General features: G+C 69.9%; 1 protein-coding gene. It reads left to right on the forward strand.

Annotated features, from left to right (window positions below; all coding sequences use genetic code 11):
* Window positions 1–1019 (forward strand): YihY/virulence factor BrkB family protein (locus AB0B91_RS66475; RefSeq protein ID WP_358343355.1); only part of this gene is annotated, 1019 nt, incomplete at its 5' end.
* Window positions 1020–1057 lie beyond the last annotated feature (38 nt).

Here is a 1057-nt window from a genome sequence, read left to right on the forward strand (position 1 = left end):
CCGACCGGGGGTCCGACGCGCGTACCGAGCGAGACCGCCCGGGGCGCGGCCCGGTCGGGCCCGACGAGGGTCCCGACAGCCCGGCCGAGCTGCCGGGCGCCGGGTGGAAGGCCGCGCTGCGTCGCACCGCACGGGAGTTCCAGGACGACAGTCTGACCGACTGGGCGGCGGCCCTGACGTACTACGGCGTACTCTCCATCTTCCCCGGCCTGTTGGTGCTGGTGTCGATCCTCGGCCTGCTCGGTCCGCGGGCGACGCAGGGCGTCAAGGACACCGTCAACCAGGCGGTCCCGCAGGGCGAGATCCGGCAGATCGTCGAGGGGGCGATCGACCAGGCGCAGCAGAGCGGCGGTTTCGCCGGTTTCGCCGCGATCCTGGGTCTGCTGGCCGCCTTCTGGTCGGCGTCGGGTTACGTCGCCGCGTTCATGCGCGCCTCCAACACCATCTACGACGTGCCGGAGGGGCGCCCGATCTGGAAGACCCTGCCGATCCGCGTCGGGGTGACCGCGGTGATCGGTGTGATGCTGCTGGCCAGCGCCGTGATCGTGGTCTTCACCGGCGGCCTCGCCGAGCAGGTGGGGGAGGCGATCGGGCTGGGCTCGACGGCGGTGACCGTGTGGAACATCGCCAAGTGGCCGGTGCTGCTGCTCCTGGTGAGCCTGATGTTCGCGATCCTCTACTGGGCGTCGCCGAACGCGCGACACGGTGGCTTCCGCTGGGTCAGCCCCGGTGGCGTACTGGCCGTGGTGATCTGGCTGGTGATCTCGGGCCTGTTCGCGCTCTACGTCAGCAACTTCGGCTCGTACAACAAGACGTACGGGGCGCTCGCCGGTGTGATCATCTTCCTGATCTGGCTGTGGCTGAGCAACATCGCGATCCTGCTCGGCGCGGAGTTCGACGCCGAGTTGGAGCGCAGCCGCGCCATCGAGGCGGGCCACTCGCCGGAGAAGGAGCCGTACGTCGAGCTGCGCGACGACCGCAAGCTCAAGAAGAAGCGCAACGCCGCCAACCGCAGCTGACCCTCCGCCCGCAACCGCAACTGCACCCGTCTTCCCGC

The sequence above is a fragment of the Nonomuraea sp. NPDC049141 genome (assembly GCF_040648415.1).
Taxonomy (GTDB): Bacteria; Actinomycetota; Actinomycetes; order Streptosporangiales; family Streptosporangiaceae; genus Nonomuraea.